Below are 14,054 nucleotides of genomic sequence, written 5' to 3'. Positions count from 1 at the left end.
AACCGCACCGGACCCCGCGCGTTGTCCGGGCAGCCCGAAAGCCGGGTCCCGAACGGCCCCCGCGCGGTTCGGAGACCCTCCCCGTCACACCTCGCTCCCGGAGTCCGGGCCGTCCGCCCGCAGCGCACGTCATGAAGGTCATCCCGAGCAACCTTGCCGCGAGCTACGGCCAGACCCAGTCGACGGCCTCGTCGCTCTCCGACGCGCTGCTGCTGCCGATGCTCGGGCACGACCTGCGCGCGCTCTACGGCGATGCCGGAGCGAGCCCGGTCCCCGAGGAGCTGGCCCGGCTCATCGAGCGGCTGCGTCCCGCCGCCGAGGAGCGTTCCGACGGCGTGTGAGCGAGGCCGGGACGCGGGTCGCGGAGCAACCGCGCGGATTTCACGGGACGAAGCGGTTTTCGCGGCTCGGGAGGCAATCGCCCGGCCAGCCCGGTCGGACAGGGGCCGGACCGTCCGAGATTCATCCGTGATGATGGTGGACCGCCCGTCAGACCGGCGACGATCCGAGGTCCGGCGACATCGGCGACGCGCTGCTGCCTCCGCGGTGTCGACCTGTGGACACCCCGAGACGTCTTGTGATTGCGGGCGAAGTGGTGTGGGGTGACCGCGCGCCCCTTCCGATATCTCACCCGCCCGGTCCATGCCCGCTCGCACCCGCCTCCGCCTCGCCCTCACGCTGACGCTCGGCCTCGCCGGCGCATACGGGGCGGTGGCCGCCACGCCACCGACGCAGCCCAAGGAGGGTCCCGGGGGTTCCGCCTACGGTGCCGCCACGGTCGTGAAGCGTGCGCTCGGGCGCAGCGGTGCGGTGACCCTGGCCTTCTACGGCAACACCCCGCCGGCGGCGCAGGGCCGGCCGGTGGCGGTGTTCCTGCATGCCTGGGGGGCGACCAACCCGCAGGTCTACGGGGCCTGGATCGAGCATCTCGCCCGCTCGGGCTATCTCGTGCTGTTTCCGCGCTTCCAGGAGGTCAACCGCACCCGGCCCGCCGACGCGAGCAGCGTCGCGGCCGGGCTGCTGAAGGATGCGCTGGCCGACCTCGCCTCCGACGAGGCCGCCAAGCCGGACCTGTCCCGCGTGGCGCTCATCGGCCACCTCGCCGGAGTGCCGCTGGCCGCCAACCTCGCGGCCCATGCCGCCGAGACCGGGCTGCCGACCCCGAAGCTGATCTTCGGCGTGATGCCGGGCGGCATCGCCCGCGACGACCGCGCCCGCGGCGTCGCCCTGCACGACCTCGGCCGCATCGCTCCGACCACCCTGATCGTCACGGTGATCGGCGATCGCGACGCCCGCGCCGCCGACCTCGCGGCGCGCCGGATCATGCGCGAGGCGAGCGCCGTGCCGGTGGAGCGCAAGCTGCTGCTGCGCGCGCTCTCCGACGACCACGGCTTCCCGGCCCTGTCCGCCACCCTGGCCTCGCCGGCCGGCGGCAACCCGGCCTACGATGCCGGCGCGATCAAGCCGCCGCCGGAACCGCCGAAGGATCCGAAGCAGAAGCCGCCGCCGTTCAAGTGGACGCCTGACATGGCGCTCACCGGCGAGCAGACGACGCTGGTGGCGCAGATCAACAACGCCGGGACCGACAGCCTCGACTATCTCGCCTACTGGAAGACCTTCGACATGGCCGCCGCCGCCGCGTTCGCCGGGCAGGATGGCGCAACGCTGAAGGCCAATCCGCGCTTCAGCGACATGGAGCGGTGGAGCGACGGTTGGCCGGTGCGGCGCCTCGGCGTGGAGACCCCGCGCCCGCCCGCTCCCGCCAAGTCGCCGGACGCCAAGGCATCGGACGCGAAACCGCCGGAGACCCGGTCTCCGGCGGCGCGCGTCCGTTAGGGTTTTCCGCAGCCTCGGGCGGCCGCGTCACGCCGCCTGGATGTCGCGCAGGAAGCCGTCGACCTCCTGCTTGACCGCGAGCGACTGGGTCGCGAGTTCGGCCGCCGCCATCAGCACCTGCGAGGCGGCGCTGCCGGTCTCGCCCGCCGAGGCGAGGACGCTGGCCATCGAGGTCGACACGTCCTGCGTGCCCCGCGCCGCCTCCGTCGCGCTGCGGGAGATCTCGCCGGTGGCGGCGTTCTGCTCCACCACCGTCGAGGCGATGGTGCCGGCGATCTCGTTGACCATCCCGATCGTGCGCCCGATCTGGCGGATCGCCGACACCGCGTCGGCCGTCGCGCCCTGGATCGCCGCGATCTGGCCGCCGACCTCCTCGGTGGCCTTGGCGGTCTGGCTCGCCAGTTCCTTGACCTCGGCCGCCACCACCGCGAAGCCGCGTCCGGCCTCGCCGGCCCGCGCCGCCTCGATCGTGGCGTTGAGCGCCAGCAGGTTGGTCTGTCCCGCGATCGACGCGATCATGCTCACCGTCGAGCCGATCCGCTCGGCCGCCTGGCTCAGGCGCGCCATCGCGGCATCGGTCGCCTCGGCCTCGCGGGCGGCGTCGCCCGCGACCTCGTTGGAGCGCAGCACCTGCCGCTCGATCTCCTGGAGCGAGGCGACCATCTCCTCGGCCGAGGCCGCGACGGTCTGCACGTTGGCCGAGGTCTGGTCGGCCGCCGCGCTCGACGCCTGGACCTGATGGCTCGTGGTGTCGGCGACGCTCGTCATCGTGCGGGCGGTCGCGTCGAGTTCGGTGGCGGCCGAGGTGACGATCTCGAGCGAGCCCGCGACCCGGCTCTGGAAGCTCCGGACCAGGGCGTCGACCCGGTCGGCGCGGCGCTGGCGGGCGGATTGCTCCTCGATCTGCCGGGCTTCCAGCTCGCAGCGCGCGATGGCGTTCTGCCGGAACACCTCGACCGCCCCGGCCATCTCGCCGATCTCGTCGGTGGCGTCGCGCGAGGGCACGTCGAGGCCCGTCTCGCCCGCCGCCAGCCGCTTCATCGCCGCGGTCATCCCGGCGACCGGCCGGATGATGCTGCGGGCGATCACCACGGCGAGCCCGGCTCCGACCGCGAGGGCGAAGGCGATCAGGGCGAGCTGGATCGTGCGGGTCCGGGCCGTCATCGCGCTCGTCGTCGCGGCGATCTCGCCGACCACCTCCTCGAGCTTGCCGCGCACCACCTGGGTCGCCTGGATGATCGCGGCCACCCGCGGCCTGATGCCGGTGTCGTAGGCGGTGCGACTCTCGCCCAGGGCCGCGCCGTAGGCCTGGAAGGCGGCGACGTAGGCGGCGAGCGCCCCATCGGCGGCGCGGATCGGCTGCGCGAAGGCGCCGGACGGATCGAGCCCGCGCAGCGCCTTGAGGGCGGCCTCGGCCCGGCCGGCATTGGTCGCGAAGGTCGCCGGCCCGTTCGGATCCTGGGTCGCGAGGAAGCGCCAGTTGGAGACCCGGACCAGCAGCATCGCGCTCTCGACCGCGGCGCCCTGGGCCGTCTGGGCGTCGGAGCCGCGCGCGCGCATGTCGGTCAGCAGGGCGGTCGTCGCGCGGGTCAGCTCGTCGCCGCCCTTGAACAGCCTGTCCTTGGTCTCGGCCATGCTGCGGCCGGCCGCCTCGAGCCGCTGCAGTTCGGGCTTCAGGTCCTGCGCCCGGTCGCGGATCTCGCCGTAGAGCCGGCGGCGGTCCTCGGCGATCGCCCGCTTGGCCATGACGGTGCCGGTCTCCTCGATCGACCGGCGGGTCGCCTCGATCTCGGTCATCTGCTCGGGTCGCGGCGCGAGCCGGTACTGCTCGGCGAGGCCCGCCAGGGTGGCGGCGGAGCCGCTCACCGCGAGCGAGGAGCGCGACAGGTCGTCGAGCAGCGCGCGCTTCTCGTACTGCTCCACGAGCTGTCCCTGCTGGAGCATCGAGAAGCCGCCGAGACCGGCGGTGAGGACCACGAGACCGGCAAAGCCGACGTAGAGGCGGGAGCGGATGCCGAGGCGGAGCATGGATCGTCCAGAATCGAAGGCGTCTCGCTGGTGTCTATGACGACAAAGCTTAATACTCCGTCCTCTGCGTCGACCGGCGATGCGGTTACGGGAGTGTTCGGAGCCGGCATTGGACCCGGAACATTACGGGCGGACCAGCTCCCCCGGTCGCGAGCATTCGATCAACTCGCCTAAGCCGCGACCCGGCCGCTCGGTCGGTCCGCCGGCGATTTCCCTGCCGCCGGCCTCTCCCCATCGCGGCGGCGCGGCCCTACACGGACGGGCGGCTCCGCCGGTGCCGCGGACCCGAGGAAACGCCATGCAGCTCTTCCACTCCAAGACCTCGCCCTTCGTCCGCAAGGTGATGGTGACGGCCCACGAACTCGGCCTCGTCGACCGTCTCGAACTCCTGCCGGGCGCCGCCCACCCGGTGAACCGCGACGCCGCCATCGTCGCCCGCAATCCCCTCGGGCAGGTGCCGACGCTGGTGCTCGACGACGGGACCGTCCTCGCCGACAGCCGGGTGATCTGCGAGTACCTCGACGATCTCGGCGGCGGCGGCTTTTTCCCGCCGGCCGGTCCGGCCCGCTGGACGGCGCTGGCGGCCCAGTCGACCGGCGACGGCCTGCTCGATGCCGCCCTGCTCACCGTCTACGAGACCCGGGTGCGCGGCGAGGGCGAGCGCTCGCCGGCCTGGGTCGAGGGCCAGCGGGCGAAGATCGAGGGCGGCCTCGCGGCGATCGAGGCGGCGGCTCCCGGCCTCGGCGACCGGGTCGACATCGCGGCGATCACCTATGGCTGCGCCCTCGGCTACCTCGACCTGCGCTTCGCCGACATCGGCTGGCGCGACCGCTATCCGGCGGCGGCGGCGTGGTTCGCGGCGTTCGACGCCCGGCCCTCGATGCGGGCGACCCAGCCGGGCTGACGGGCCTCGCAACGAGGTTGGCGCGGCTCTTGCTGTTCACCGTTCGTCGGAGTGGTCACCGCTCCGGCGGATGGTGCAGGATCGGGACGCTCGGCCGAATCACGCCCTCGTGACTCCGCCCGGAGCAGCCGAGACGGTCCTGCGGGCTCACGGAGGTGGGTGTCATGAACGGGTTCGTCGCACTCCTCGTCGCCGTCCTGGTCTTCTGCGCCGGTTTCCTGGCCTTCGGCCTCGCGGTGCGGCTGGCGCTGCATCTCGACGTCGGTCCGGGGCATCTCGGCGAGGGCAGCTTCCTGCAGGTCGCCCTGGCCACGGCCGGGGCCGCCCTGGTCTGGCGCCGCACCCGTCGCGTCGGGGCCGCCGCGGCCTAAATGGAAACTGGCTACAAGTATCTGATTTCAAAATTGAATTTTTGGAGCGCGGGATCCCCTCTCCCACTCGGGAGAGGGGAGGCGCGCCAAAACGAAAGCTGCCTTCGATCGGAGCAACGGATACAGACGACCACCGCCCGGTTTCATCGGCAAGGGACCGCAAAGCCGGCGAACAACTGACACCGTTTCTGGAAGGTGACTTCCGGAAAACGGGATCACAAGCCTGCGCGGAGCTCGAGCGACGCCGAAATCCGCATTGCGAAAGCGATCCGGCAGGATCGCCTGAAGCAATCGATCGGATTTCGTATGACCGGTCCGGCACCCCGATCCATGCGGGAACCGGAGGGGGGCTCTGCTCCGCGCCGCGTTGCGGACCCGGCCGGTTTTCCGCTCTCCTGGGGGGCGCAGGAGAGTGCCATGTCCGACCGTCTGATCGGAAAGATCGCCATCGTGTTCGGGGCGGGCTCCGCCGGGACCGGCTGGGGCAACGGCAAGGCGGTGGCGGTCGCCTTCGCGCGCCAGGGCGCCCGGGTGGTCTGCGTCGACCGCCACCGCGAAGCGGCCGAGGAGACCGCCCACATCATCGCCGAGGAGGGCCACGAGGCCGAGGCGCTGGCGGCGAACGTCACCGATTACGCCGCCGTCGAGCGCGCCGCCGCGGCGGCCGAGCGACGTTTCGGCCGCCTCGACATCCTGCACAACAATGTCGGGCTCGCGGAAGCCGGCGGTCCGGAGGATCTCGACGAGGCCGGGTGGCTGCGTGTGATCGAGACCAATGTCGGCGGCGTCTGGCGCACCTGCAAGGCGATCCTGCCGGGCATGCGCGCCCGCCGCAGCGGCGTCGTCCTCAACATCTCCTCGGTGGCCTCGATCCGCTGGCCCGGCGCCCCGGCCTTCGCCTACGCGGCGGCCAAGGCGGCGGTGAACCAGGCCACGGTCGCGGTGGCGATGCAGTACGCCCGCGACGGCATCCGCGCCAACGCGATCCTGCCGGGCCTGCTCGACACCTCGCTCGCCGATGAGTGCCGGGCGACCGGCCGAGTCGCCGCCGGCCGCGACCGGCGGGTGCCGCTCGGCCGCCTCGGCGAGGCCTGGGACGTCGCCCACGCCGCGGTGTTCCTCGCCTCCGACGAATCCCGCTTCATCACCGGGATCTGCCTGCCGGTCGACGGCGGCCAGAGCTGCGGCATGGCCGCCGCCGCCTGACCGTCGCGGCGGGGGGGCGTGCTCCCGCGGCCACACGGCCGCCGCACCGGCGCTGGTATGACGGGGGCACGACGGGGCGTCGTCGCCCCGCGCCCGTCCCTGTCCGGAATCGCTGCCATGATCGTCGTCGAGGACCACGCGGCTGCCGCCGCCCACCCGGTGCTGGCCGTGACCGGCCTCGCCCGCGAGGCGCGCCTCGCCGCCGGGCCGGGCGTCGCGACGATCGGCGCCGGGGGCGACCCGGAGCGGCTGCGGGCGATGCTGCTCTCGCGGGGGCAGCCCGGCTGCCGCGCGGTCGTCAGCTTCGGCATCGCGGGCGGGCTCGACCCGGCCCTGAAGCCCGGCGACGTGGTGGTGGCGAGCGGGGTCGTGACCGCGCAGGGCCGCGTCCCGGCCCATGCCGCCTCCGCCGCGGCGCTGATCGGGCGTCTGTCCGGGGCGCCGATGCGGGTGGTGGCGGCGGATCTCGCCGGGGTCGATGCCGCGGTGCTGTCGCCGGCGGCCAAAGCGGAGCTGCACGCCGCGACCGGAGCGGCGGCCGTCGACATGGAATCCCACGTCGCGGCGGCCTTCGCGCAGGCGCACGGCGTGCCGTTCTGCGCCGTGCGGGTGGTGTGCGATCCGGCCGGCCGGGCGCTGCCGGCGGCGATCGCCAAGGCGCTCAAGCCGAACGGCGAGCCGGATCTGCTCGCCGTGCTGTCGGCTGTCGCCCGCCGCGACGCCAAGGTGGGCGGGCTGGTGCGCCTCGCCCGCGATTCCTCGGCGGCGTTCGCCGCGTTAGGCCGCTGTCGCGCGCTTCTTGGTGTCGGCCTTGGCGTCCCGGATCTCGGAGAGCTTCTGGGCGACGTTGCGTGAGAACACGAACTCGGCCGGGCGCTGGTTCTCGAGGGAGATCTCGGGAGCCATCTCGCCCTCGGTCTTGATGCCGCGCAGGGCGTAGACCAGCGGCTTCCACGGCTTCTTGACCGAGTCGACCACCGACGAGGCCTCGTAGCCGGAATGCACCATGCAGTCGGCGCACTTCTCGTAGTTGCCGGTGCCGTAGGCGTCCCAGTCGGTCGTTTCCATCAGCTCCTTGAAGGTCTTGGCGTAGCCCTCGCCGAGCAGGTAGCACGGCTTCTGCCAGCCGAAGACCGTCCGGGTCGGGTTGCCCCACGGCGTGCAGTGATAGGTCTGGTTGCCGGCCAGGAAGTCGAGGAACAGGCCCGACTGCTGGAAGGTCCACTTCTCGCGGCCCTTCTGCTTGCCGTACCGGAACACGCCGCGGAACAGCTCCTTCGTCGCCTTGCGGTTGAGGAAGTGCTGCTGGTCGGGCGCGCGCTCGTAGGCGTAGCCGGGCGAGACGGTGATGCCGTCGATGCCCATCCGGGACACGCTGTCGAAGAAGTCGGCGATCTTCTCCGGCTTCGAGTTGTTGAAGAAGGTGCAGTTGATCGTGACGCGGAAGCCGAGCTCCTTCGCCTTGGCGATCGCCGCCACCGCCTTGTCGTAGACGCCGCGCTGGCACACCGACTGATCGTGCATCTCCTTGTCGCCGTCCAGGTGGATCGACCAGGTGAAGTACGGGCTCGGCTTGTACTGCGAGATCTTCTTCTCGAGCAGCAGCGCGTTGGTGCAGACGATCGCGAACTTCTTCTGCGCGATGATGCCCTCGACGATCTGCGGCAGGTCCTTGTGCAGCAGCGGCTCGCCCCCTGCGATGACGACGACCGGCGCGCCGCACTCGCGCACCGATTCCAGTGCTTCGTCGACCGGCAGCCGCTTGTTGAGGATCTCGTCGGGATAATCGATCTTGCCGCAACCGGCGCAGGCGAGATTGCAGCGGAACAGCGGCTCCATCATCATGACCAGCGGATAACGCTTCCGGCCGGTGAGGTGCTGCTTGAGGATGTAGCCGCCGATCTTCGCGACGTACCGGAGAGGGATGCCCAAGATCAAGGCTCCTTGAATGCCGTTCGCTTTGCCAAGGGCGCTGATTAGCGCGAAAAGCGGCGGAATTCCAGCAAGGTAGGTTCGAACCGGTCTAAGTGTTGCCGAAACTCGACGCTTTTTCCGCCTCTGCCGCCGAGGGGAATGCCGGGCAGGGCGGGCTGCGACGCTGCACCGCAGCATGAGGGCCGGCGGACCACCGGCCGTACACCCTTCCTCCACCGTCATGCGTTGCAATCGGGCATGGCAAACACTACGTAGCGCGCCAAGACGTTCGGGCGTGGTCAGGCGACCCTGGGCCGTCGCGGCGCCGGTCGTCCGACCGGCCGGGTCGCGCACCCGGCCGGGGCACGCGGCACGAGCCCGCGGCACGATCCAACGCCCGGCGGGCCTCCGATCCACGATCGGGACGCGCGCCGGGCCATGCATGCAGAAGGCAGGCTCTCCATCGTGATCGAACGGCTCGTCGCGTTCTCAGTGCATCGGCGCTGGCTCGTCCTGGTTCTGGCGCTGATCCTGACCGTCGCAGGGGCGGGAACCGCGGCCCACCTGTTCCGGATCAACACCGACGTCGAGCGGCTGATCGCTCCGGACGTGCCCTGGCGCCACGACGAGATCCAGTTCGAGAAGGCGTTCCCCCAGCGCAGCAACCTCCTGGTGGCGGTGATCGACGCCCAGACGCCCGAGCAGGCCGACGAGGCCGCCTCCCGGCTCACCGACGCGCTCGCCAGGCACAAGGATCTCCTGCCCCTCGTCTACCGCCCGGACGGCGGCGCGTTCTTCGACAAGAACGGCCTGCTGCTGATGGGCCAGAAGGACCTCGAACAGACCACCGAGCAGCTGATCCAGCAGCAGGGCCTGCTCGGCCCGCTCGCCGCCGACCCGTCGCTGCGCGGGATCATGCAGGCCCTCGGCATGGGCGCCCAGGGCATCAAGGCCGGGCAGGCGAAGGTCGAGGACCTCACCGGCCCGGTCGGGCAGATGCGGGAGGTGTTCGACAAGGTGCTGAAGGGCGAGCGGACGCAGCTCTCCTGGCAGCTCCTCCTGTCGGGCGGCAAGGCGGAGCCGGCGGACCTGCGCCGCTTCGTCATCGCCAAGCCGGTGCTCGACTACGACGCCCTCGAACCGGGCGCCGCCGCGACGGCGCTGATCCGCAGCACCGTCCGCGACCTGCACCTGACGCCCGAGAACGGCGTGCGGGTGCGCCTCACCGGGCAGGTCGCGGTCGCCGACGACGAGTTCGCGACGCTCGCCGACGACGCCTTCCTGAATTACGGGCTGACGATCGCGGCGATCCTGCTGTTCCTCTGGCTCGCCCTGCACTCGCCGAAGCTGATCCTGGCGGTGATGATCACCACCTTCGCCGGGCTGATCGTGACCGCCGCGCTCGGCCTGCTGATGGTCGGCGAGCTGAACCCGATCTCGGTCGCCTTCGCGGCCCTGTTCGTGGGCCTCGGCATCGATTTCGGCATCCAGTTCGCGGTCCGCTACCGCTCCGAGCGGTTCGAGCGGCCGGACCTGGAACAGGCGATCCGCGCCGCGGCCCGCGGCGTCGGCTGGTCGCTGACGCTGGCGGCGATCTCGCTCCTCGCCGGCTTCTTCGCCTTCCTGCCGACGGACTTCCGCGGCGTGTCGGAGCTCGGCCTGATCGCCGGCGTCGGCATGATCGTCGCCTACCTGTTCTCGCTCACCCTGCTGCCGGCCCTGATCGCGGTCCTGCGCCCGCCGGGCGAGAAGGACGACGTCGGCGTCGCCTCGCTGGCGGCGGTTGACCACTGGATCCTCAAGCACCGCACCCTGGTGCTGGTCGCGACCGGCGCCGTCACGATCGCCGGCCTGCCGTTCCTGTACTGGCTGCCGTTCGACTCGAACCCGATGCACCTGCGCAGCGCGAAGGTCGAATCGGTCGCGACCTATCTCGACCTCAGCAAGGACCCGCGCAACAGCCCCAACAGCATCGACGTGCTGGTGCCCAACCGTGACGCCGTGGCGCCGATGACCGCGCGGCTGCTGCAACTGCCGGGCGTCGCCGACGTCATCAGCATCAACACCTTCGTGCCGCCCGACCAGGACCAGAAGCTCGCGACGATCGAGGACGCGGCCCAGGTGCTGAGCCCGGCCCTCAACCCGCCGCGGGTGGCGCCGGCGCCGAAGGATTCCGAGATCGTCACGGCGATCAAGTCCACCGCCACGGCGCTTCGCGGCGTCGCCGGCAACGGGTCGGGCGAGCCGCAGACGCAGCTCCTCGCCTTCGTCGACACCCTCGACCGCCTCGCGGCGGCCGATCCCAAGGTGCGCGAGGCGGCGACCGAGGCCACGGTGCCGAACCTGAAGCGCCTGCTGACCCGCCTGCGCAGCCTGCTCGCGCCGGAAAAAATCACGCTGGAGAACCTGCCGGCCCGGATCCGTTCGGAATGGATCGCCGCCGACGGCCGTGCCCGGGTCGAGGCGCAGCCGAAGGGCAATTCCAACGACAACGTCGTGCTCGACCGCTTCGCCAAGGAGGTGCTCAGCCTCGCGCCGCACGCCACCGGCGCGCCGGTGGCGACGCTGCAATCGAGCCATACCATCCTCGGCGCCTTCGTTCAGGCGGCGCTCCTCGCCCTGGTGTCAATCTTCATCCTGCTGTCGCTCGCCCTGCGCCGGCCATGGGACGTGGCGATGGCGCTCGGACCGCTGGTGCTGGCGACGTTCTGGACCCTGGAGGCGCTCTATCTCCTCGGCATGCCGCTGAACTTCGCCAACATCATTGCGCTGCCGCTGATGCTCGCCGTCGGCGTCGCCTTCCACATCTACTACGTGATCGCGTGGCGGGCCGGCATCGCCGACCTGCTGGCGTCGAGCCTCACCCGGGCGATCTTCTTCTCGGCGCTGACCACCGGCACCGCGTTCGGGTCGCTGATGCTGTCGAGCCATCCCGGCACCGCCAGCATGGGCAAGCTGCTCGCCCTGTCGCTGTTCTTCACCCTGCTCGCCGCGTTCTTCATCGTCCCGGCCTTCCTCGGCCCGCCGCCGAAGCCGAAGGAGGCCGACGCGCCGCAGCCGGAGCCGGCGCGCAAGCCGGAACCGGAAGCGGCGGTGGCCCGCCGGTTCGTGTGATGGTGGAAGCCCCGGGACCCAGTCTGGTCCCGGGGTTTTTCACATCGATGGCGGGCAGACGCTGATGCACCGCCGACCCTCCCCCCTCTGCGGGGGAGGGTGCCCGGCGAAAGCCGGGCGGGCCGGGACGATAGTCCCGCAAGAGGGGATCGCGACGGTGCCGGAAGTGGCGCCCTGCACGGCTGCCGAGATAAATTCGGAAACGTGGTTCCCCTCTCCCGGCTCACTGCGTTCGCCACCCTCCCCCGCAGAGGGGGGAGGGTCCCGGGCGGACACCGCGGCCCGACCTCACAGGAAATCCGAGAATCCGCCGCTTCGGGCTCCCGACGCCCGCAACGCCTCCCGGCTCTCCGGCGCGGTCAGGGCCGCGAGTTCGCCGGCATAGTCGTAGCCCGGCGCCTCGCCCGGGAATCCGCCGGATGTCGCCGGATGGGCGTAAAGTTCGGTCAGGCCGGCGGGCAGATGCCGCAGGCAGCCGGCGACCCGGCCCGGGGTCATGTGGCCCGACCACGCCAGCCCGAGCACGTGATCGGGGGTCAGCAGCCCGGCGCGGCGGACGCGCCAGCCGAGCAGGGCGGCCCAGGGCGCCGTGTCGAGGGCGCGCCCGAGCACCGCGCCGGGCTCGGCCCGCGCCAGCACCGCCCGCGATTCGAGCGGCACCCGGATCGCCCGCATGCCGTGGCCGCGACCGATCCGCAGCACCATCCCGGCGACGAGCGGGTGGACGTGGAAATGCTTGTGGGCGTTGACGTGGTCCAGCGGCAGGCCGGTGGCCCGGTAGGCCGAGAACTGCGCCGCGATCTCGTCGGCGAGCTGGCGGCGGGCGGCGGGCTTCAGCGCGAGGTCGAGGCCGAGGCGCTCCATGTCGGTGCGCATCGTCCCGTCGGCCGTGACGAGGGCGGGCAGGCGCGCCGCCGGCAGGGTCGGCCACGCCTCCACCATCACGAGGTGGAGACCGACCCGCAGCGACGGCATCCGCCGGGCCCGGGCGACCGCGTCGGCGGCGGCGGGCGCCGAGACCATCAGGCTCGCGGCGGTGAGGATCCCGTCGCGGTGGGCCTGCTCCACCGCCTCGTTGACCTCGCGGCTGAGGCCGAAATCGTCCGAGGTGACGACGAGGCGCCTGTCACGATCTGCCACGCTGCCGGAATCCTGTCGTGCCGGGGCCCAGACGCGAACGGCCGGGCAGGAGCCCGGCCGTCGCATCGTCGCGGAGGAGAGACGCTTACGCCGCCTTGGCGCCGGTCTGGCGGTCGCGCAGGAAGTGCCAGAACTCGACGCCCTCGCGCAGGCGCCGCTTCATCATGTCGGGCGAGCGCACCATCTCGCTGACGATCGACGCGATCTTCGGGGCGCGGAAGTAGAACTTCTTGTAGAACTCCTCCACCGAGTTGAAGATCTCGGTGTGCGACAGGTGCGGGTAGTGCAGCGGCGCGATCTGCACTCCGTTCTCGTCGACCAACTCGGCATTCTCGACGTCGAGCCAGCCGTTCTCGACCGCCTGCTTGTACAGGAAGGTGCCCGGATACGGCGCGGCCAGAGAGACCTGGATGGTGTGCGGGTTGATGCGCTTGGCGAAGGCGATCGTCTCCTGGATCGTCTCCTTGGTCTCGCCCGGCAGGCCGACGATGAAGGTGCCGTGGATGGCGATGCCGAGGTCGTGGCAATCCTTGGTGAATTTTTCCGCGACCTCGACCCGCATGCCCTTCTTGATGTTGTTCAGGATCTGCTGGTTGCCCGACTCGTAGCCGACCAGCAGCAGGCGCAGGCCGTTGGCCTTCAGCACTTCGAGGGTCTTGCGCGGCACGTTGGCCTTGGCGTTGCACGACCACGTCACGCCGAGCTTGCCGAGCTCGCGGGCGATCTCTTCCGCGCGGGGCAGGTTGTCCGTGAAGGTGTCGTCGTCGAAGAAGAATTCCTTGGTCTGCGGGAATTCCTTGAGGCAGTACTTGATCTCCTCGATCACGTGCGCGACCGAGCGGGTGCGGTAGGTGTGGCCGCCGACCGTCTGCGGCCACAGGCAGAAGGTGCAGCGCGACTTGCAGCCCCGGCCCGAATAGAACGAGATGTAGGGGTGCTTGAGGTACCCGATGAAGTACTTCTCCATCTCGAGGTCGCGCTTATAGACCGAGGTCACGAACGGCAACTGGTCCATGTCGGTCATGATCTCGCGGTCCTCGTTGTGGACCACGACGCCGTCGGCGTTCCGGTAGGAGAGACCCTTGATCTCCGCCATCGGCACGCCGTCGGCGACCTCCTTGACGGTGAAGTCGAACTCGTTGCGGGCGCAGAAATCGACCACTGGGGCCTGGGCCATCGCGCCGGCGGCGTCCACCGCCACCTTGGCGCCGATCAGGCCGGCGATCAGCCGCGGGTTGGCCGCCTTCATCGCCTCGATGGTCCTCACGTCGGACTTGAACGACGGGACCGAGGTGTGCAGCACGACGAGGTCGAAATCGTTGGCCTGGGCCACGATCTCGTCGAGCTTGATGTTGTGCGGCGGCGCGTCGATCAGCTTCGAGTTCGGCACCAGGGCCGCCGGCTGGGCGAGCCAAGTCGGGTACCAGAACGACTTGATCTCGCGCTTGGCCTGGTAGCGCGAGCCGGCGCCGCCGTCGAAGCCGTCGAAGGTGGGGGCCTGGAGGAAGAGGGTCCGCATCGGAGGATCTTTCGCAGGGTTG

General features: G+C 71.1%; 11 protein-coding genes. 7 read left to right on the top strand and 4 right to left on the bottom strand.

From position 1 onward, the window contains the following. The first annotated feature begins 131 nt into the window (after positions 1-131). Both EOE48_RS00115 and EOE48_RS00110 read left to right on the top strand, forming a co-directional pair. Complete coding sequence (locus EOE48_RS00115; protein ID WP_127726744.1) at positions 132-341, top strand: hypothetical protein; 210 nt, start codon at positions 132-134, stop codon at positions 339-341. Positions 342-642: 301 nt separating this feature from the next. Then, the gene (locus tag EOE48_RS00110; RefSeq protein ID WP_127726743.1) at positions 643-1,836 is read left to right on the top strand and encodes an alpha/beta hydrolase; all 1,194 of its coding nucleotides are present in this window, start codon (positions 643-645) and stop codon (positions 1,834-1,836) included. Between the two features lie 27 nt (positions 1,837-1,863). Here the strand turns inward: EOE48_RS00110 and EOE48_RS00105 are convergent, their stop codons facing one another. Continuing rightward, positions 1,864-3,864 carry a HAMP domain-containing methyl-accepting chemotaxis protein gene (locus tag EOE48_RS00105; protein WP_127726742.1) on the bottom strand — a complete coding sequence of 667 codons (2,001 nt, stop codon included), beginning with the start codon at positions 3,862-3,864 and terminating at the stop codon, positions 1,864-1,866. A gap of 298 nt (positions 3,865-4,162) precedes the next feature. Here EOE48_RS00105 and EOE48_RS00100 point away from each other — a divergent pair, with 298 nt between their 5' ends. The 4 genes from EOE48_RS00100 to EOE48_RS00085 all read left to right on the top strand — a co-directional run bounded on the left by EOE48_RS00100 (position 4,163) and on the right by EOE48_RS00085 (position 7,200). Then, positions 4,163-4,768 (top strand): glutathione S-transferase, encoded by a 606-nt coding sequence (locus EOE48_RS00100; protein ID WP_127726741.1) that lies wholly within the window; start codon positions 4,163-4,165, stop codon positions 4,766-4,768. A 164-nt stretch (positions 4,769-4,932) separates the two neighbouring features. Beyond that, positions 4,933-5,139, top strand: coding sequence for a hypothetical protein (locus tag EOE48_RS00095; RefSeq protein ID WP_127726740.1), 207 nt, complete (start codon positions 4,933-4,935; stop codon positions 5,137-5,139). 417 nt (positions 5,140-5,556) lie between these two features. Continuing rightward, positions 5,557-6,345 (top strand): SDR family NAD(P)-dependent oxidoreductase, encoded by a 789-nt coding sequence (locus tag EOE48_RS00090; RefSeq protein ID WP_127726739.1) that lies wholly within the window; start codon positions 5,557-5,559, stop codon positions 6,343-6,345. A 117-nt stretch (positions 6,346-6,462) separates the two neighbouring features. Continuing rightward, positions 6,463-7,200, top strand: coding sequence for a phosphorylase (locus tag EOE48_RS00085; protein ID WP_127726738.1), 738 nt, complete (start codon positions 6,463-6,465; stop codon positions 7,198-7,200). Here EOE48_RS00085 and hpnH read toward each other — a convergent pair. Then, positions 7,123-8,277, bottom strand: coding sequence for an adenosyl-hopene transferase HpnH (gene hpnH, locus EOE48_RS00080; RefSeq protein WP_127726737.1), 1,155 nt, complete (start codon positions 8,275-8,277; stop codon positions 7,123-7,125). The genes EOE48_RS00085 and hpnH overlap by 78 nt on opposite strands. A 447-nt stretch (positions 8,278-8,724) precedes the next feature. Between hpnH and hpnN the strand changes: the two genes are divergently transcribed. Further along, positions 8,725-11,373, top strand: coding sequence for a hopanoid transporter HpnN (gene hpnN / locus EOE48_RS00075; RefSeq protein WP_127726736.1), 2,649 nt, complete (start codon positions 8,725-8,727; stop codon positions 11,371-11,373). A 288-nt stretch (positions 11,374-11,661) separates the two neighbouring features. Here the strand turns inward: hpnN and hpnK are convergent, their stop codons facing one another. Then, positions 11,662-12,513, bottom strand: coding sequence for a hopanoid biosynthesis-associated protein HpnK (hpnK, locus tag EOE48_RS00070; protein WP_246153874.1), 852 nt, complete (start codon positions 12,511-12,513; stop codon positions 11,662-11,664). A gap of 85 nt (positions 12,514-12,598) precedes the next feature. Then, positions 12,599-14,032: a hopanoid biosynthesis associated radical SAM protein HpnJ gene (gene hpnJ / locus EOE48_RS00065; protein WP_127726734.1), complete on the bottom strand. Its 1,434-nt coding sequence runs from the start codon at positions 14,030-14,032 to the stop codon at positions 12,599-12,601. Between the last annotated feature and the right edge of the window lie 22 nt (positions 14,033-14,054).

Origin of the sequence: Methylobacterium oryzihabitans (genome assembly GCF_004004555.2) — a bacterium.
Classification (GTDB): Bacteria; Pseudomonadota; Alphaproteobacteria; order Rhizobiales; family Beijerinckiaceae; genus Methylobacterium; species Methylobacterium oryzihabitans.
The sequence above is the reverse complement of the archived record's forward strand: the minus strand, read 5'-3'. Positions and strand labels throughout refer to the sequence as shown.